The organism is Enterobacter asburiae, assembly GCF_007035645.1.
Taxonomy (GTDB): domain Bacteria; phylum Pseudomonadota; class Gammaproteobacteria; order Enterobacterales; family Enterobacteriaceae; genus Enterobacter; species Enterobacter asburiae_B.
The window spans coordinates 3,691,707-3,706,930 of the sequence record NZ_AP019632.1; the positions used below are offsets into that span (position 1 = coordinate 3,691,707).

At 57.8% G+C, this 15,224-nt stretch carries 14 protein-coding genes; 6 read left to right on the forward strand and 8 right to left on the reverse strand.

The features are described 5' to 3' along the window. The first annotated feature begins 14 nt into the window (after positions 1 to 14). Positions 15 to 839: a 2,3,4,5-tetrahydropyridine-2,6-dicarboxylate N-succinyltransferase gene (gene dapD, locus FOY96_RS17685; protein ID WP_008501915.1), complete on the forward strand. Its 825-nt coding sequence runs from the start codon at positions 15 to 17 to the stop codon at positions 837 to 839. 111 nt (positions 840 to 950) lie between these two features. After that, entirely contained in the window at positions 951 to 1,337 is a 387-nt protein-coding gene (locus tag FOY96_RS17690; protein WP_014168696.1) for a DUF3461 family protein, read from the forward strand. Between the two features lie 92 nt (positions 1,338 to 1,429). Here FOY96_RS17690 and cdaR read toward each other — a convergent pair whose 3' ends face one another. The 3 genes from cdaR to dgt all read right to left on the reverse strand — a co-directional run bounded on the left by cdaR (position 1,430) and on the right by dgt (position 5,816). Next, positions 1,430 to 2,587, reverse strand: a complete 1,158-nt coding sequence (cdaR, locus tag FOY96_RS17695) for a DNA-binding transcriptional regulator CdaR (RefSeq protein WP_047060086.1) — start codon at positions 2,585 to 2,587, stop codon at positions 1,430 to 1,432. A 146-nt stretch (positions 2,588 to 2,733) separates the two neighbouring features. Next, positions 2,734 to 4,170 carry a serine endoprotease DegP gene (gene degP, locus FOY96_RS17700; protein WP_024907518.1) on the reverse strand — a complete coding sequence of 479 codons (1,437 nt, stop codon included), beginning with the start codon at positions 4,168 to 4,170 and terminating at the stop codon, positions 2,734 to 2,736. 131 nt (positions 4,171 to 4,301) lie between these two features. Then, positions 4,302 to 5,816 (reverse strand): dGTPase, encoded by a 1,515-nt coding sequence (gene dgt / locus FOY96_RS17705; RefSeq protein WP_143347512.1) that lies wholly within the window; start codon positions 5,814 to 5,816, stop codon positions 4,302 to 4,304. A gap of 82 nt (positions 5,817 to 5,898) precedes the next feature. Here dgt and mtnN point away from each other — a divergent pair, with 82 nt between their 5' ends. The 3 genes from mtnN to FOY96_RS17720 are packed head-to-tail and all read left to right on the forward strand — an operon-like array spanning position 5,899 to position 8,041. After that, positions 5,899 to 6,597 carry a 5'-methylthioadenosine/S-adenosylhomocysteine nucleosidase gene (gene mtnN / locus FOY96_RS17710; protein ID WP_014882620.1) on the forward strand — a complete coding sequence of 233 codons (699 nt, stop codon included), beginning with the start codon at positions 5,899 to 5,901 and terminating at the stop codon, positions 6,595 to 6,597. Continuing rightward, on the forward strand, positions 6,590 to 7,390 hold the full coding sequence (gene btuF, locus FOY96_RS17715; RefSeq protein ID WP_143347513.1) for a vitamin B12 ABC transporter substrate-binding protein BtuF: 801 nt from the start codon (positions 6,590 to 6,592) through the stop codon (positions 7,388 to 7,390). Before mtnN ends, btuF begins: the two co-directional genes overlap by 8 nt. Before the next feature lie 27 nt (positions 7,391 to 7,417). Beyond that, positions 7,418 to 8,041 carry a TRIC cation channel family protein gene (locus tag FOY96_RS17720; protein WP_023310447.1) on the forward strand — a complete coding sequence of 208 codons (624 nt, stop codon included), beginning with the start codon at positions 7,418 to 7,420 and terminating at the stop codon, positions 8,039 to 8,041. A gap of 93 nt (positions 8,042 to 8,134) precedes the next feature. On the opposite strand, the gene erpA is transcribed toward FOY96_RS17720, so the two are convergent. Next, positions 8,135 to 8,482, reverse strand: a complete 348-nt coding sequence (gene erpA, locus FOY96_RS17725; RefSeq protein ID WP_023310446.1) for an iron-sulfur cluster insertion protein ErpA — start codon at positions 8,480 to 8,482, stop codon at positions 8,135 to 8,137. Positions 8,483 to 8,570: 88 nt separating this feature from the next. After that, positions 8,571 to 9,962, reverse strand: a complete 1,392-nt coding sequence (gene clcA / locus FOY96_RS17730) for a H(+)/Cl(-) exchange transporter ClcA (protein WP_143347514.1) — start codon at positions 9,960 to 9,962, stop codon at positions 8,571 to 8,573. A gap of 177 nt (positions 9,963 to 10,139) precedes the next feature. Between clcA and hemL the strand changes: the two genes are divergently transcribed. Further along, positions 10,140 to 11,420 carry a glutamate-1-semialdehyde 2,1-aminomutase gene (gene hemL / locus FOY96_RS17735; protein WP_143347515.1) on the forward strand — a complete coding sequence of 427 codons (1,281 nt, stop codon included), beginning with the start codon at positions 10,140 to 10,142 and terminating at the stop codon, positions 11,418 to 11,420. Between the two features lie 96 nt (positions 11,421 to 11,516). Here the strand turns inward: hemL and fhuB are convergent, their stop codons facing one another. Genes fhuB through fhuC form a run of 3 tightly spaced genes read right to left on the reverse strand, consistent with a single transcriptional unit; the run spans position 11,517 to position 15,183 of the window. Further along, on the reverse strand, positions 11,517 to 13,499 hold the full coding sequence (fhuB, locus tag FOY96_RS17740; RefSeq protein WP_094934546.1) for a Fe(3+)-hydroxamate ABC transporter permease FhuB: 1,983 nt from the start codon (positions 13,497 to 13,499) through the stop codon (positions 11,517 to 11,519). Next, positions 13,496 to 14,386: a Fe(3+)-hydroxamate ABC transporter substrate-binding protein FhuD gene (fhuD, locus tag FOY96_RS17745; RefSeq protein ID WP_143347516.1), complete on the reverse strand. Its 891-nt coding sequence runs from the start codon at positions 14,384 to 14,386 to the stop codon at positions 13,496 to 13,498. The genes fhuB and fhuD overlap by 4 nt, the downstream gene beginning before the upstream one ends. Then, on the reverse strand, positions 14,386 to 15,183 hold the full coding sequence (gene fhuC, locus FOY96_RS17750) for a Fe3+-hydroxamate ABC transporter ATP-binding protein FhuC (RefSeq protein ID WP_033144663.1): 798 nt from the start codon (positions 15,181 to 15,183) through the stop codon (positions 14,386 to 14,388). The genes fhuD and fhuC overlap by 1 nt, the downstream gene beginning before the upstream one ends. Between the last annotated feature and the right edge of the window lie 41 nt (positions 15,184 to 15,224).

Sequence of the window (15,224 nt, forward strand, 5' to 3'; positions counted from 1 at the left end):
GGAAAGAGTAAACAATGCAGCAGTTACAGAACGTTATTGAGTCCGCTTTTGAGCGTCGCGCCGAGATTACCCCGGCAAATGTGGATACCGTGACCCGTGAAGCGGTAAACCAGGTGATTTCCCTTCTGGATTCCGGCGCGCTGCGCGTGGCAGAAAAAATCGACGGTCAGTGGGTCACTCATCAATGGCTGAAGAAAGCCGTGCTGCTCTCTTTCCGTATCAACGATAACCAGGTTATCGACGGAGCAGAAAGCCGCTACTTCGATAAAGTGCCAATGAAATTCGCTGACTACGACGAAGCGCGTTTCCAGAAAGAAGGCTTCCGCGTGGTACCGCCTGCGGCGGTTCGTCAGGGCGCATTCATCGCACGCAACACCGTGCTGATGCCATCCTACGTGAACATCGGTGCCTACGTTGACGAAGGCACCATGGTTGACACCTGGGCGACCGTCGGTTCCTGCGCGCAGATCGGTAAAAACGTTCACCTGTCCGGCGGCGTGGGCATCGGTGGTGTTCTGGAGCCACTGCAGGCTAACCCGACCATCATCGAAGACAACTGCTTCATCGGCGCGCGCTCTGAAGTGGTTGAAGGCGTGATCGTTGAAGAAGGCTCCGTGATCTCCATGGGCGTTTACATCGGTCAGAGCACTCGTATTTACGACCGTGAAACCGGTGAAGTTCACTACGGTCGCGTTCCGGCGGGCTCCGTGGTGGTTTCCGGCAACCTGCCGTCAAAAGATGGCAAATACAGCCTGTACTGTGCGGTTATCGTGAAGAAAGTGGATGCGAAAACGCGCGGTAAAGTGGGCATCAACGAATTGCTGCGCACCATCGATTAATCGGGTATAACAAAAAGCGGGGGCAACCCCGCTTTTTTTATATCTGAGGGTGGCGAAAATAGATTTTTTCGTTAATTATTCAAAGGTTATGTTGAGATCAAGGGTACCGCTATGTACGATAATCTGAAAAGTCTGGGCATTACCAATCCTGATGAAATTGATCGTTACAGCCTCCGTCAGGAAGCCAATAACGATATTCTGAAAATCTATTTTCACAAGGACAAAGGAGAGTTTTTCGCCAAAAGCGTGAAGTTTAAATATCCACGCCAGCGTAAGACCGTTGTGGCTGACGGTGTAGGACAGGGCTACAAAGAAGTACAGGAAATCAGCCCTAACCTGCGCTATGTGATTGATGAACTCGATCAGATCTGCCAGCGCGACCGCACCGAAGTCGATCTCAAGCGTAAGATCCTTGACGATCTGCGTCACCTTGAAAGCGTTGTGACGAATAAGATCAGCGAGATTGAAGCGGATCTTGAGAAATTAACGCGGAAATAAAAGCAAAACGGCAATCCTTGATTGCCGTTTTTAGTGTTTGCGCCCTCTCCCCGTGGGAGAGGGATGGGGTGAGGGCACCAGACCGCACTCAGTCATCTCTGTTCGTCCAGCTGCAGCGCCACATACAGCAGCAGCCTGTCGTCAAAGTTTCCTAGATCCAGACCCGTCAGCTCTGAAATCCGGTTTAACCGATACTCAAGCGTATTGCGGTGAATAAACAGCGCCTTCGAGGTCGCCAGCGGCTGCACGTTATGGCGGAACCACGCCTGCAGCGTCCGGCGCAGCAGACCATTGTTGTCCATGGCTTTCAGACGCGCTAATGGCCGCGCCAGCTCATTGGCCTGCCAGCCCCCGCGCAGGCTGTCGAGCAGCACCGGCAGCATCAGATCCTGATAGAAATAGCAGCGGCTCTCCGGCATCCGCTGCTTGCCCACCATCATGGTGGTGCGCGCGGTACGCCAGGAGCGGGCGATACTGCCCGGCCCGGTAAAGTAGTTGCCCAGCGCAACGCGAAAACGCAGCTGGCCATTCTCCTCCATCCGGGAGATCAGCTGCTCCACGCGACGACGATGATCGTCGGCATCCCAGCGGCCGAACGCATTGAGCGCCGGTTTGAGGACCACCATTTCCGTCAGAGAAACGATCGCCACCAGGTTATCGCGCTCCGGCGTCGCCAGCGCATTTTGCAGCTGCTGCAGCTCGGCCATCGCGCTGTCCACGCCAAGCTGGCCGCTATCGACCTCAATGACCGCCACCACGCGCGGCTGGTTTAAATCGATCCCCAGACGCTGCGCCCATTCGCTGAGCGCAGGCGTATGCTCTTCCGCCTGAATAAGGTTCATTACCAGCTCTTCACGCAGGCGGCTGTCCTGAGCGAGCAGGTGCATCAGGCGCGACTGCTCCAGCATCATCTCTGCCGTCATACAGACCAGCTCACCGTATTTTCGCAGTGACTCGGGCTCGCCGGTGAGGCCGATTACCCCCACAATTTCGCCTTCAAGACGCAGCGGTAAATTGATGCCCTGACGTACGCCGTGCAGGTGTTTCGCTACCGCATCGTCGATATCCACGACCCGCCCCTGAGAAAGCACCAGCAGCGCACCTTCGTGCAATTCCCCAATACGCTCGCGATCGCCGCTGCCAATAATGCGCCCGCGGGCATCCATTACGTTGATATTGGTATCAATAATGCGCATGGTGCGCGCCACGATATCCTGCGCCATTTTGGTATCAAGATGCCAGCCAGCCATGTAACCCTCCCGTGAGCAGAGCTCAAGCATAGGGAAGTTCAGCGACGGCTGCATTGTGCGAATGCACAAAGAGAGAGGAAGAAGTATGGAGTTGTGGCAAGAATCACAGAAACGAGAAAGCCCCTGCGAACAGGGGCTTCAGAGGATTACTGCATCAGCAGATAAAGAGAGGTATCACCACGCTGGATATTCAGCGCCAGCACGGAAGGCTTGCTGTCGAGAATTTTGCGCAGTTCAGCGATGTTTTTCACCGGCTGCTGGTTAGCACCCATGATCACATCGCCTTTTTTCAGGCCGATACGGGCTGCCGGTGAATTCGCTTTCACGTTGTTCACCACCACGCCTTTGTCTGCGCCTTTATTGCTCATCTCGGCACCTTCAATACCGCTGAAGATGGTGCTGGAATCCACCTGATTCTGGCTGCTCTGCTGCAGCTCCAGGCTCACGTTAACCGGCTTACCGTCGCGCAGCAGGCCGAGGGTCACTTTACTGCCAATCGGCATCGAGCCCACTTCGGCACGCAGGGCGGCAAAGCTGCTGATCGGTTTACCGTTCAGGGAGGTGATTACATCCCCCGCTTTAATGCCCGCTTTCGCCGCAGAAGAATTTGGCATCACCTGGCTGACGAATGCCCCGCGCTGAGCGTCAACTTTCATCGCCTTAGCCAGTTCGGAGTTCAGCTCCGTACCGAGGATACCCAGCTCGCCGCGTTTCACCTGGCCATACTGCACCATCTGCGCGGTCAGGTTTTTCACCATGTTACTTGGGATAGCAAAACCGATCCCGATGTTGCCGCCGTCCGGTGCCAGGATAGCGGTGTTGATACCGATCAGCTCACCGTTCAGGTTCACCAGCGCACCGCCGGAGTTACCGCGGTTGATCGCCGCATCCGTCTGGATGAAGTTTTCGTAGTTCTCAGCGTTGAGGCCGCTACGGCCCAGCGCTGAGACGATACCGGATGTCACGGTTTCACCCAGACCGAACGGGTTACCGATCGCCACGGTATAGTCGCCCACGCGCAGCGCATCGGAGTCGGCAATTTTAATCGCCGTCAGGTTTTTCGGATCCTGAATCTGGATCAGCGCGATGTCGGAACGCGGGTCTTTACCCACCACTTTGGCATCGAACTTGCGGCCATCGCTCAGCTGAACCTTAATGCTGTTCGCGTTATCGACAACGTGGTTGTTAGTGACGACGTAGCCTTTCGCCGCATCAATAATTACCCCCGAGCCAAGCGCCATGAATTTCTGCTGCTGGCCGCCGCCCTGGCTGTCATCCCCGGCACCGCCGCCCTGACAGAACGGAGAGCTCTGGAATGGCGAACCGTCCTGGCAGAACGGCGAGTTGTCGCCGAAGAACTGCTGGAAGTTACGCGGCATACGCGGCGTATTGACGGTCGTGCTGCCCTCAACGTTAATACTCACCACCGATGGCATCACTTTTTCGAGCATCGGTGCCAGGCTTGGCATCTGCTGCGCGGTTGCTGCCGACGACGCGGTCTCGGCTGCAGTAGCAGTCAGAGGAGACAGCGCTAAACCTAAACTCAGAGCCAGTGCACTCATTGCTAATGTGGTTTTTTTCATGTTTCTCAATCTCGATTTACAGGTAACGCAAAATTGCTGTGTAACTCAGATTCATTTTATACCGCTTAGTTCCGGCGATAAGTTTATGGAAAAGGTAAAAATTTATTGGCCGTCTTTACAAAACTCCGGAATTATTCCACCGCCATGAGCTTGCGGTATTCATCCCAGGCATACAAATCCGTCATGCCGCTGATATAGTCCTGGATAAGACGGCAGCGATAATAATATTCCATCACCGGCCATTGGGGAGAGTTGCGTTCCAGCTTGCCAATCGCTTCGACATACGCCAGACGATGCCGGGTAGAAAGTTTCTGATAAAGCCGCGATTCGATGGGTATTCTGCGCACGCGCTCGTGTTCCACCAGTTCGCTGAATTCATCGACCGACAGCTGAAGCAACGGGGAATAAATTTCCAGTAACCCACTGATTACCCGATAGCCCTGCAGTTCCAGCTGCTCGACATCCGGATGGCTGAATACATGCCGCATCGCCACATGTTTATAAAGCTCAAGGAGTTGACTGAAACTGCTGTCATCTTCCAGCAACGCGTGGTTGAATTCCCCGCTGAAAATGAGCGGCAAATTATCAATAAAACGCGACGCCGCATACGGCACCAGTTTATTTAATGTATTGACCCGCAAATACATAAAGAACTGGTCTTCCGTACTGCGGCTTAATGTATTTGAGCGCGATTTTTCCCAGGCATTTTCGACAACCTGCGCAAACAGCGAACCTTTTTCATGGGTACCCCAGGCCGCATAAAGATGTTGATAAAGCTCCTCGACGCTGAAGATTCTTTTCTCCACGGCATCTTCCAGATCGGCCACGCAATAGGAAATATCATCGGCGGCTTCCATAATCCACGTCAATGGAAAGCGGCCGTTTGGCGTCAATGAAAGTTCTTTACGTAACCGTTCAATATAGACCTCTTCGGAAAGGTAATAGCCCGGTTTTTTCATTAAATAGCTGTGGGACGCGGGCGTATCCCCCATCCACCACGCGGGACGCGTGTATTTCAGAATGCAGCCGACCTGTGCCCAGGTCAGGTTCATGCGCATCAGGGAATGAACCAGCCGGATCCCCTGCGCGTTGCCCTCGAAGTGACACAAATCCTGGCGCACTTTGCGGCGCAGATCGTTCAGCCCCTCTTCACCTTCACGCAGGCGTAAATCGCGTACGATGCAGCGATCATCGCTGAGGGGCTGGCTTACCGCATCCGAAGGATAAAGCCGCTGCTTAAACCAGTCATTGATAGCCGCCTCACCAAAGTGGCCGAAAGGCGGGTTGCCGATGTCATGCATCAGGCAGGCCATCTCAACGATGCTCTCGAAGGGCCCCGTCAGCTCGTCCAGACCATAGGTTTCCAGTAAACGCTGCTCTTTGAGACGGCTCAAAATCTCTTTGGCAATGTAGCGCCCGACCTGCTGCACTTCCATCGAGTGGGTTAAGCGCGTGCGCACCGCGGCGTTACGCTCCAGCGGGAACACCTGAGTTTTTTGCTGCAGACGGCGGATGGCAGGCGAGTTAACGATCCGCCCGCGATCGCTTTCGAAGATACGCAGGATCTCATGTTCGCTCTTGTCGCCCTGCGGCGAACGGAAACGTCGGTGCCAGTTTATTTTGGTGCGAAAATCGATTGGTGACATGTGCTCCCCCGCGTGAGAATGCGTTTCCCCTTAACCGCATGATAGACTATGCATCTTAACAAGGCACATCGCGAGTAAATCTATGAAAATCGGCATTATTGGTGCAATGGAAGAAGAAGTTACGCTGCTGCGTGACAAAATTGAGAACCGTCAGACCCTCTCTCTGGGAGGTTGTGAGATCTATACAGGCCAGCTGAACGGTGTTGACGTGGCTCTGCTGAAATCAGGCATCGGTAAAGTGGCTGCCGCGCTGGGTGCAACCCTGCTGCTTGAGCGCTGCAAGCCGGACGTGATCGTGAATACCGGCTCTGCGGGCGGCCTGGCGCCGACGCTGAAAGTGGGCGATATCGTTGTTTCCGACGAAGCGCGTTACCACGATGCCGACGTCACCGCGTTCGGTTACGAGTACGGCCAGCTCCCGGGCTGCCCTGCTGGTTTTAAAGCTGACGACAAACTGATTGCGGCGGCAGAGACCTGCATCGCAGAACTCAACCTCAACGCGGTACGCGGTCTGATTGTCAGCGGTGATGCCTTCATCAACGGCTCCGTTGGGCTGGCGAAAATCCGTCATAACTTCCCTCAGGCGGTTGCCGTTGAGATGGAAGCGACCGCGATCGCTCACGTTTGCCATAACTTCAGCGTACCGTTCGTGGTGGTTCGCGCCATCTCTGACGTGGCAGACCAGCAGTCCCACATCAGCTTCGACGAGTTCCTGACCGTTGCGGCAAAACAGTCCACCGTGATGGTGGAGCGCCTGGTGCAGAATCTGGCACGTGGCTAAACATACCGTCAGGGCGCTGGCCGCCCTGCTTCTTCTCGCACCGCTGTGGCTCTATGCGTTACCGCGCGTGATTACCCTCTCTCCCGCAAATACGGAACTGGCGTTTGCCGCCGGGATCACGCCCGTTGGCGTGAGTAGTTATTCGGATTACCCACCGCAAGCCGCGGGTATTGAACAGGTGGCAACCTGGCAGGGGATGAACCTTGAGCGCATCGTGGCGCTTAAACCGGATCTCGTGCTGGCCTGGCGCGGCGGCAACGCCGAGCGGCAGGTCAACCAGCTCACCTCGCTTGGCATAAAGGTCATGTGGATTGATGCCGTCAGTATTGAGCAGGTCGCTCAGGCGCTACGCGCCCTGGCCCCCTATAGCCCGACGCCCAAAAAAGCCGAGACTGCGGCGAAACAGATGCTGAGCGACTATGCCGCGCTGAAATCCCGATACGATACCCCTGTTAAAAAGCGCATCTTCCTGCAGTTTGGCAGCCAGCCGCTGTTCACCACCGGAAAAGGGTCGATTCAGAACCAGGTGCTGGAAGTCTGTGGCGGTGAAAACATTTTTGCTGCCAGCCGGGTGCCGTGGCCTCAGGTGAGCCGCGAACAGGTGCTGGCGCGCCAGCCGCAGGCCATCGTCGTGGTCGGAAATGCGAGCGAGATTCCTAAAATTGAACAATTCTGGCAAAGACAGCTAAAAATTCCGGTGATCCCACTCAACAGCGACTGGTTTGAACGCGCCAGCCCGCGTATTATCCTCGCCGCAAAACAGCTCTGTGCCGCGCTGGCAGAGAGTCACTAACATAAGACCCTTTTCGAGGATTTAACGATGCTCGTTTATTGGCTGGATATTCTTGGCACAGCCGTTTTTGCTATCTCCGGCGTTCTGCTCGCCGGAAAACTACGCATGGATCCGTTTGGTGTGCTGGTGCTGGGCGTCGTGACCGCCGTCGGCGGCGGGACTATCCGCGATATGGCGCTGGCAAATGGCCCGGTGTTTTGGGTGAAAGATCCTACCGATCTGGTGGTCGCGATGGTCACCTGCCTGTTAACCATTGTGCTGGTTCGCCAGCCCCGCCGCTTACCCAAGTGGATATTGCCGGTACTGGATGCCGTGGGTCTGGCCGTGTTTGTCGGTATTGGCGTCAACAAGGCGTTTAATGCCGGTACCGGTCCGATGGTGGCAATCTGCATGGGCGTATTAACCGGCGTGGGCGGTGGGATCATTCGCGACATTCTGGCGCGTGAAGTGCCGATGATCCTGCGTACTGAAATTTACGCGACGGCCTGCATCGTGGGCGGGATTGTTCACGCTACCGCGTACTACACCTTTGCCCTCCCGCTGGAAAATGCCGCGATGCTGGGGATGGTCGTGACGCTGGTGATACGCTTAGCGGCGATACGCTGGCACCTGAAGCTGCCGACGTTTGCGCTGGATGATAATGGCAGGTAAAAGCAAAACGGTAACCGCAAGGTTACCGTTTTTAGTCTTTTCACCCTCTCCCTGTGGGAGAGGGACGGAGTAACGGCATCAGCCCGCACTCTCTTAGATGCTGAACGAAGATCCACACCCGCAGGTGCTTGTCGCATTCGGGTTCGTGACCACAAAGCGCGAACCTTCCAGACCCTCGGTGTAATCCACCGAGCCACCCACCAGATATTGCAGGCTCATCGGGTCAACCACCAGCGCGACGCCCTGTTTCTCGATGGTCATATCGCCATCGTTAACCTGATCGTCAAAGGTAAAACCATACTGGAAGCCGCTGCAGCCGCCACCGGTAATATAAACACGCAGTTTCAGATCCGGATTGTCTTCGTCGGCAATCAGGACTTTCACTTTGTTGGCTGCTGCTTCGGTAAATTCGAGCGGTACAGCTACTACGTCATCACTCATCTTATGCTCCCATGAATACTGCTATTGGGTAAAATTCACCCAATTCTTTGTCTCATTATCTAATACCCTGGTAATTCATTCAAGTATTCTACGTGGCGGCCCGCTCAGCCTCTTGTTTCGCCAGGGTACGCGCGAGGATGGTGGAGTATAGCGGTTTTCCACCCAGGAACTGGGCTAATAGTGTCGCGCCGAGACAGGTAATGATCATTGGCAAAATGAGCTGGTAATTGTCCGTCATCTCCAGCACCAGCACGATCCCGGTTAAGGGCGCGCGCAGGGACGCGGCCAGCAGCGCCCCCATTCCGGCCACGGCAAAGGTCCCGGCTTCAAGATGATAGGCGGGAAAGCCCACTTCAGCCGCCATACCAAACGCGGTGCCGAGCAGCGTACCCAGCGCCAGCATCGGGGCAAAAATCCCCCCGGGCGCGCCGGAAGAGAAGCACAGTACCGTCGTGATAACCCGGGAGATAAACATAAGCAGCAGCAGACCCACGCTGAAATTCCCCGCCGCCGCAATGGGAATCAGCCCGAACCCGCCGCCTGCGGCATTCGGCTCGATAAACCCGAGTACGCCGCACATTCCACCCAGCAAACCGCCCATCAGCACCCATTTCGTGGTGTTCCCGCCGTGAATGCGCTGGAACATATCCTGAGCGCGCAGGATAAAGGTGTTAAACAGCGGCCCCACCACGCCAAAAATCATGCCGAGGATCAGGTAAAGCCACAGGGTGTTGACCGGCGCGTTGGTCAGTTTACCCACCTCAATGACCGCTCCCTCGCCATTAAAGATGCGAAACACGATGCTCGACATAATGACGCCGGTGAATACCGCTTTAATTGAGATCAGGTTGTAGCGGAACTGCGCGCGCATCTCTTCGATAATGAATAAAATGCCCGCCAGCGGCGCGTTAAACGCGGCGGAAAGCCCCGCCGCCGCGCCGGTTGCCAGCAGCGTATGGCGCGCTTCGGCGCTTCGCATCCGAAACAGATCGCCCACCATGCGGCCCACGTTCCCCCCCAGCTGTACCGTGGGTCCTTCCCGTCCAAGCACCATTCCCGCGCCCAGAGTCCCCATGCCGCCGATGAACTTAACCGGAATCACCCGCCACCAGCGTACCGGACGCAGCTCCTCCAGCGCGCCTTCAATTTCCGGGATGCCCGATCCCCCCGCTTCCGGCGCGAATTTACGCACCAGAAAATACCCCACCATGGCAAACAGCGCGGACAGCCCGAATGCCCACACCCAGACCAGCCATTCGCTGTCGGCGAAACCGGCCACGGTGCCCACTCGCCAGTTGAGTACGGCATTAACCGCTTTTTCAAACGCTACGCCAACCAGGCCCGCGAGAGTGCCCACCACGGCAGCGGCCAGCAGGATCGCCAGCGGCGTTTTATCGCGATTGAGCAGCCGCCGAATGCTGATTCGGTGCTGGGCGCGCGTAAACTGTTGTTCTTCAAAAGACGGAGAATCTGATTTCATGTCCTGTTCTTATTTGTCACACAAAAAGCCGCGAGGATTTTACCAGAGACGGCCCTACCGTCTCCTGAAAATTACTTAACAAATCTTAAAGCATTGCCCGGCTAAAAATTTCATAACCTTCCCCGAATCACATAGAATAGTGGGCTTAACCATTTTATTCGAACCAGGAACGACGCCATGAGCAAGTCTGAAAACCTCTACAGTGCAGCCCGCGAGCTTATTCCGGGTGGCGTGAACTCACCTGTGCGCGCCTTCACCGGCGTGGGCGGTACGCCGCTGTTTATCGAACGTGCTGACGGCGCGTATCTGTATGATGTCGATGGCAAAGCCTATATCGATTATGTGGGTTCCTGGGGACCGATGGTGCTGGGGCACAACCACCCGGCCATTCGTAACGCGGTAATTGAAGCCGCCCAGCGCGGCCTGAGCTTCGGTGCGCCAACCGAAATGGAAGTGAAAATGGCGGAGCTGGTGACCGAACTGGTGCCGACCATGGACATGGTGCGTATGGTGAACTCCGGTACCGAAGCGACCATGAGCGCCATCCGCCTGGCGCGCGGTTTTACCGGTCGCGATAAAATCATCAAGTTTGAAGGCTGTTACCACGGCCATGCGGACTGCCTGCTGGTGAAAGCCGGTTCCGGCGCGCTGACGCTCGGCCAGCCGAACTCGCCTGGCGTACCGGCAGATTTCGCGAAGCACACCCTGACCTGCACCTACAACGATCTTGCTACCGTTCGCGCGGCGTTCGAGCAGTATCCGCAGGAGATCGCCTGCATCATCGTTGAGCCGGTTGCCGGCAACATGAACTGCATCCCACCGCAGCCTGACTTCCTGCCGGGTCTGCGTGCCCTGTGCGACGAGTTCGGCGCGCTGCTGATCATCGATGAAGTCATGACCGGCTTCCGCGTGGCGCTGGCGGGTGCTCAGTCTTACTACGACGTCGTGCCGGACCTGACCTGCCTCGGCAAAATCATCGGCGGCGGCATGCCGGTCGGCGCATTCGGTGGACGCAAAGACGTGATGGAAGCCCTGGCCCCAACCGGCCCGGTTTACCAGGCGGGCACGCTTTCCGGTAACCCTATCGCCATGGCGGCGGGCTTTGCCTGCCTGACCGAAGTGGCTCAGCCAGGCATTCACGAAACCCTGACCGACCTGACCTCGCAGCTGGCAAACGGTCTGCTGGAAACGGCAGAAGAAGCGGGTATTCCGCTGGTGGTTAACCACGTGGGCGGCATGTTCGGGATTTTCTTCACCGATGCGAAAACCGTGACCTGCTATCAGGACGTGGTGAAGTGCGACGTTGAACGCTTCAAGCGCTTCTTCCACCTGATGCTGGAAGAAGGCGTGTACCTGGCGCCGTCCGCGTTCGAAGCGGGCTTTATGTCCGTGGCGCACAGCGAAGATGATATCAACAACACCATCGACGCGGCGCGCAAGGTGTTTGCGAAGCTGTAAGGGCATTGCCGGGTGGCGCTAACGCTTACCCGGCCTACGATGTTCTCCCTCTCCCCGTGGGAGAGGGTCGGGGTGAGGGCAACAGGCCGCACCTGACTACCGACTCTGCTTTCTCAACAGATAAATAAAGTACGGCGCACCGATAAAGGTCGACAGCAGACCCGCCGGGATCTGATACGGGAACAGCACCATTCTTCCGCACCAGTCCGCGAACACCAGCATCACCCCGCCCGTCAGGGCCGACATGACGATATGCGGCATCGTCCGGCGGAATCCCATCATTCTGGCAATGTGCGGCGCCATTAATCCGACAAAACTCAGCGGTCCAATCGTCAGGGTTGCCACAGCCGTCAGGCACGCCGCCAGCAGCAGCAGGGCCACGCGCGCTGGCGTCAGCGCCATTCCCACCGCACGCGCGGTTTCGCCGCCGAGCGGCAGAATGGTCATCCAGCGGCGGCACAGCGGCACCATCGCCAGCAGCACGAGCATCGCGATCCCGGACCAGACCACCTGGCTGCCGGTGGCGTTGTAGGTTGAGCCGGAAATCCATGTCAGGATCTTCGCCATACGCGGATCGCCGCTGGCCTGCAGCATCATCAGCAGCATGGTAAATGCGGTGCTGAGCGCCATCCCGGCCAGCAGCATGCGGTGCGGCGAAAACCCGCCGCGACCGGCGGCAATCAGGATAATCATCAGCGTGATTGCCGCGCCGATACTGCCGGCAGGCATCAGCCAGCCAAATGCATTCCCCGGCACAAAGAACAGCATCAGCACCACGCCAAAGGCGGCGCCAGAGCTGATCCCGAGCACTTCAGGGCTTGCCATCGGGTTGCCGGTCAGACGCTGAATAATGCACCCCGCCACCGCCAGCATCACCCCTGCGATCAGCGCAGCGAAGATACGCGGCCAGCGCCATTGCACTAGTTCATTGAGTAAATCACCCGTTGCCCAGTGCCAGCCCATGGCATCGCGTCCGAATGAGAGCGCCGCAAACGAGGCGATAATCAGCACCGCCAGACCGGCAAGGCTAAACCACAGCACCGACTGACGTTCAGCGTAGACTTTATCGCCGGCGTCCATCGCCGGTGCGCTCATGCTGCGCAGGCGCGGGAGCAGCCACAGCAGCAGCGGCGCCCCGATAAGCGCGGTCACAGAGCCGGTGGAGACTTCCCTCCAGACCTGCGCCAGCCAGAGAATAAGCTGATCGGAAAGCCAGAGGATCAGCGCTCCAATCAGCGGCGCCAGCATCAGACGCGCCAGCAGGCGACGCGCCCCGAGCATTTTCGCCAGCAGCGGCGCAAACAGGCCGATAAACCCGATGATGCCGACCGCGTTGACCAGCAGGGCACTCAATACAATCGCCAGCGTCAGCGCCGCCAGACGAGCCAGCGACAGCGCCAGCCCCAGGTTACGCGCCACGCCATCATCCAGCCCCATGAGCGTCAGAGGGCGCAGGAGCAGCAGCGTCAGCACGACGCCGCCAGCCAGCTGCGGCCAGAGGTGCTCTACAACGCTCCAGTCGGTCTGGGTGAGCGTGCCGGTACTCCACAGAAACATGCTTTGCAGCCGATCGTGATGGAACAGCACCAGCAGCTGGTTAATCGCCCCGCAGTACAGGCTCACCACCAGCCCGGCCAGAATAAGCGTCACAGGAGAAAGGCGCTTGCCCCAGGCCACGCCAAAGACCAGCGCGCCCACCACGCACGCCCCCGCGAGTGCCGCAAACTGCGAGGTTAACGCTCCCGGCAGCGCCCACAGCGTGGTGATGGTGATCCCAAGCTGCGCGCCGGTCGCGACGCCGAGCGTGGTTGGCTCTGCCAGCGGGTTACGTAAAACCTGCTGGAACAGCACGCCCACCAGCCCTAAGCCGGCCCCGACCAAAAGGGAGATCGCCAGACGCGGCAGCAGGCTGTAGTGGAACAGCATCTGCTGAATATTGTCGATATCCGGCGAGGCCAGAGCGGCCCCCCACTGCGCGCGCGGTAAGGCCGCGGAGAGATTGAAGCCGGTTAATACCAGCGCAACCAGAAAAAGCAGGGATAACAGCAGCGCCGGGAAGCGGGCGATACGCGTACTCATGCTTTACCTCCCAGGGCGTTATCCAGCACGCGGGCAAAATGCATGGCCGACAGCGTCGCGCCGTAGAACCAGACAGCCGGGGCGCGCTGGAAGCGCTTCTCGCGTACAAACGGCATCGCCTGCCAGAGCGGGGTCGCCATCAGGGTTTGCATGTCGCGTTCATTACCGTGGTCGAAACAGAGCACGTCCACATCGCGAAACGCCGCCAGGCGGTCGATACCCACGGCGGTACTGCCCCAGAAGGTCATTTCCCCTTCCCAGGCGTTGCGAATGCCGAAGCTGTCCAGCACCTCCTGGAACAGACAGTTTTTACCGAAGACCAGCATATGGCGGGCATCCAGCAGCGTCACCATCAGCAGCGGACGATCGCCCCGGTGAGCAAAGCGCGGCTTCAGGGAGTCTATCAGGGCATCAAATTCGTCGAGATGCTTTTTGGCCTCCGCTTCGCGGTTGAGAAAGTGCGCCATCTCGTTAATCGAGTTTTTCGCCACGGCCAGCGGTTTTTTACCGTCGCTGAAAGCAAATCCACGTCCCGGCGCAATGTGCGCCATGGTCTCCTCTGACGGGCCGTAGCCCGCGGACCAGAACAGGAACGAGGGTTTCATCTGGGTGAGCAGCTCAAGGTTTGGCTCCGTTCGCAGGCCGACGTCGATCACCGAGTCCGGCAGCTTTGGCTCGTTCACCCAGAGGTTATAGTTAGGAATGTCCGCCACGCCATAGGGCGTGACGCCGAGCGCCATCATCAGTTCGACCGGCAGCCATTCCAGGGCCACAATACGGTGCGGATCGACGGCGGCGGCACGCGCCGTATTCATTTTTAACAGCAGCGGCGAGAGCGCCATCGCCGTCAGCAGGCGACGGCGGCTAATGCGTGTGTTATTCAGCATCAGTAGACAAAGCTCACCGGTGCAGCCCCGGCCGGGTGAGGCAGAATACCCATCGGAATACCGTAAATATGTTCCAGCGTTTCGCTGCGCATCAGCTCTGCCGGTGTCCCCTGGGCAATCATCTCGCCCCCGCGCAGCGCGACGAGGTAGTCACAATAGCGCGCGGCCATGTTGATGTCGTGCAGGACCGCAATGACCGTCAGGCCACGCTGCTGGCTCAGGCGATGCACCAGCGCCAGGACGTCGACCTGATGGGCGATATCCAGCGCAGAGGTCGGTTCATCCAGCAGCAGACAGCGGCTGTCCTGCGCCACCAGCATCGCGATCCACGCGCGCTGACGTTCGCCGCCGGACAGGCTATCCACCAGACGGTGCGCCAGCGGTTTTAGCCCGACCAGCGCAATCGCCTCTTCCACCTTCTCTCTGTCGGCGACGCCGAAACGCCCAAGCGCTCCGTGCCACGGATAACGCCCAATCGCCACCAGCTCGCGCACCGTCATCCCTTCCGCCTGTGGCAGCTGCTGCGGCAGATAGGCCACTTTGCGGGCAAAGGCTTTACTGCTCCAGCTCTCCAGCGGTTGGTCATCCAGCAGAATATCGCCTTCTGAAGGCGGCTGATGGCGCCCCAGCATTTTGAGCAGCGTGGATTTACCGGAACCGTTGTGACCAATCAGGCCCGTCACTTTACCGGCAGGGAACGTCAGAGAGAGCGGATGCAGCAGCGTGCGCCCGGGTACGCGAAAGGAGAGATGATTGAGCGTAAAGGTGGTGTCGGGTTGCGTTTGAATATCCTGCATATCAGCCAACTTAAATAAAAAGGGCACGGCGAACCGTGCCC